We start from the raw sequence: 2,936 nt of genomic DNA on the forward strand, positions 1-2,936 counted from the left end.
CTCGCCCTGGGGGACACCAGAGCGCAGGCCCTCGGCCTCGACAGCCTCACGCTTACCCTCTCTGGCCTCACCCGCCCGAGCGTCCAAGGCAGCCTCTGGCAAGCCAGGGAGGAACGAGCGCGGGCCATCGCTGTGGTCACCGCCCGCTACCCCGGCGCGCTGCTGGCGTTTCGCGAGGTCGACCCGTTCGCCTTGACCCGCGACCACCGCTTCGTGAAGCAACGCCTCGACAGCCTCGAGCTCATTCCCGAGGAGGTCGTGCGAGAGGAGGAGCTGGATGCGTCAGGTCCGCCACAGCGTACAAGTCACGAGCGGTCCACTGGGCAACCCACAAGCGCTGGTGTGGCGAAAGCAGGCGTTTAAGGTGCGGCGTTTGCTCGATGACTGGTCCGCCGCCGGCAGGTGGTGGCTGGGCGAACCCGAGCGCCTCTACTTTCTAGTCGAGCTCGAGAACGGTTGGGTAGCTGAGGTTTACCGCGAGGAGGACCGGTGGGTGCTAGCAGCGCTCCACGACTAGAGGCGCTCCTCAACGCGCACTCCTTCTTTTCGTTCGGGAGGGGCGTGTCGAGCCCCAGCGCGCTGGCGGGCACAGCCGCGGAACTTGGTTACAAGTACGTGGCGCTCGTCGACGAGCTGAACGTCGGCGGGGCAGTCGAGCTGCACGGCGCGGCGCAAACCCTGGGCCTCACGCCCATCGTCGGCGCCACCCTCCCGCTACGGCTCGAGGAGACCGTTTACCCAGTGGTCATCATCGCGGCCTCGCGGGCGGGTTACCGGAACCTCAACGACCTCATCACGCGCGTGCTCTACGACGTGGAAGAAGCCATCGAACTCGACGCGCTCCTAGGGCGCACGGCAGACCTCTTTTTGCTTACCGGTGGTCGCTCGGGTTTTCCTTCGCAGCTCCTTGCGGGGCGGCAACTCATGGTGCTCGAGCGCCTTATCGGCAAACTCAAGGAAAGCTTCAAGAACAGACTCTTTATCCAGCTTTATTTCGACCATCACCCTGGCGACGCCAGGCGCACCCGCATCCTCCGAAAACTAGGCATGGATGTAGGCGTCCCCGTGGTAGCAGCACCGCAGGTAAGGTACGCCCGCAAGGAGGACTACCCGCTTTACGACGCGCTCGTGTGCGCACGCTTGGGCATCACGGTGGACACACCCCACCCCGAGCGCCCGCAGACGCGCGCCGCTTGCGTTCCCGACCCCGAAGGAATCACCAAACGCTTTCCCTTTCCCGAAGCTCTGAGCAACGCGGCCGCTTTGGCGAACGAGGCCAGCTTTGCGCTGTTGCCCGAGCGGCTCCTCCCGCCCCTTGTACGAGTGCCGGACGGTTGGACCCCCGAGGAGTTCTTGCGCCAACAATGCTATAGCGCCCTCCCTCACCGCTACAGCGTCACGAAACGCGACGAGGCAGCAAGCAAGCTCGAGGAGGAACTCAGTATCATCGCCAAACTCGAGCTCGCCGAGTTCTTCCTGGCGGCCGCCGAGGTCATGGATTTCTGCCATAGCCGGGGCATCCTGGCGGCCGGGCGGGGCTCGGCCGCCGCGAGCATCACCTGCTACCTGTTGGGCATCACCCGGGCGGACCCGCTCGAGCACGGCCTGCTCTTCGAGCGTTTCCTGCACGGCGGCAAGACAGCGATGCCCGACGTGGACATCGACATCTCGAGCCGCAGGCGCCAAGAGGTGCTCGATTGGGTGGAGGAACGCTTTGGTGGGGAGGGCGCGGCCTGCGAAGCGATGGTCGCCAACCGCATCACCTACCGCTTGAGGAGCGCCATTCAAGACGTAGGCCGCGCTCTGGGCGTGCCGCCTGAAGTGCGCAACAAACTCAGTCATGCCTTGGGTAGGGACTACGGCAACCTGAGGCCGCACCGGGCTAAGGAGGCCGAAGCGCGCTTCAGCGAGGTGCTCGGGAACGCACCGGTCAAGAAGGCGATGCTCGAGCTCTTAGCGTCTATCGAGCCTGGGCTCACCAGGCACTTCGCGCCGCATAGTGGCGGCACCGTCTTATCCAGATACCCGCTGTCGCATTACTCCCCGCAGTTCAAAAGCAAGAACGGCATGAGGGTGTTGCAGTTCGACAAGGACGACGCTGAACAACTCGGCCTCATCAAGCTCGACCTGTTGGGCCTCAGGATGCTCGGCGCGCTCGAGCTGGCCCGCGAGGAAGTCTACCGGCTCGAGGGGTTATGGTTGGACTTCACGGCCTTGCCGGACGACCCTGAGGTCTGGCGGATGATCGACGTGGGGGAGACGCTCACGCTCTTTCAGATCGAGTCGCCAGGACAGACCAAGCTCAGCGTCGACCTCAAACCCAAGACCCTCACCGAACTCGCGCACCAGATCGCCATCCACCGGCCCGGCCCCATCCAGTCGGGAACGGTGCGGCCTTACCTCAAACGGCATAAGGGGCTCGAGCCCATTCGTTACGCCCACCCGGTGCTCGAGGCGATTCTCGGCAAGACCTACGGGGTGGTGCTCTTCCAGGAGGACGTGCTCCGTTTGGCGGTGAATTTCGCGGGGATGAGCTGGGCGGACGGCGACCGCTTCCGCAAGGCGGTGTCCAAAGCGAAGGACGCCGAGACCATCGACGAGGAGCGCGAGGCCTTCGTGGCGGGCGCCCACAGGCACGTGAGTGCGACCCGTGAGCAGGCCGAGGAGGTCTTCGCGATGATTCAGGGCTTCCGGGGTTACGGTTTCGCGCAGAGTCACGCCTTCGCCTTCGCGCAGCACGCTTACGCTTCAGCTTGGCTGAAATACCATTACCCCGCCGAGTGGCTCAGCGCGGTCTTGAACGAGCTGCCGGGCATGTGGCCGCTCAGCACGCTCAGACAAGACGCCAAGACCTGGGGCGTGTCCTTCTTCAAGTTGGACATCAACGCTTCAGGCGTGATGTGGCGCGTCGAGCGCAACGACGACAGCTCCAAGGG

The 2,936-nt window shown here is 64.6% G+C and carries 3 protein-coding genes; all 3 read left to right on the plus strand.

Features of this window, described 5'->3' with window-relative positions; genetic code table 11:
• Window positions 1-363, plus strand: a 363-nt coding sequence (locus M3498_11115; protein MDQ3459833.1) for a hypothetical protein, incomplete at its 5' end; no start/stop codon positions are given.
• A 1-nt stretch (window position 364) separates the two neighbouring features.
• Window positions 365-517, plus strand: a complete 153-nt coding sequence (locus M3498_11120; GenBank protein MDQ3459834.1) for a hypothetical protein — start codon at window positions 365-367, stop codon at window positions 515-517.
• 44 nt (window positions 518-561) lie between these two features.
• Window positions 562-2,936 (plus strand): DNA polymerase III subunit alpha (gene dnaE / locus M3498_11125; protein ID MDQ3459835.1); only part of this gene is annotated, 2,375 nt, incomplete at its 3' end.

It is taken from the genome of Deinococcota bacterium, from assembly GCA_030858465.1.
Lineage (GTDB): Bacteria > Deinococcota > Deinococci > Deinococcales > Trueperaceae > JALZLY01.